This is a genomic window from Neisseria sp. HMSC055H02, from assembly GCF_001813335.1.
GTDB classification, from domain to species: domain Bacteria; phylum Pseudomonadota; class Gammaproteobacteria; order Burkholderiales; family Neisseriaceae; genus Neisseria; species Neisseria sicca_C.
In genome coordinates this window covers 1-231 of the sequence record NZ_KV812103.1, presented here as the reverse complement: position 1 = coordinate 231, position 231 = coordinate 1, and the positions used below count along the sequence as shown (strand labels likewise).

1 pseudogene is annotated in these 231 nt (G+C 59.3%); it reads left to right on the top strand.

The annotated features are described in order from the left end of the window. Positions 1–231, top strand: a pseudogene (locus tag HMPREF2907_RS08180) (IS30 family transposase); the annotation flags it as partial.

Genomic DNA, 231 nt, shown 5'->3' with positions numbered 1-231 from the left:
AAACACCACGGGATCACACTCCATCACAGCACCGTTTACCGCTACCTCCGCCAAGACAAAAGCAACGGCGGCACGTTGTGGCAACACCACAGAATATGCAGCAAACCCTACCGCAAACGCTACGGCAGCACATGGACCGGAGGCAAAGTGCCCGACCGCGTCGGCATAGAAAACCGACCCGCCATCGTCGACCGGAAAACCCGCATCGGCGATTGGGAGGCCGACACCATC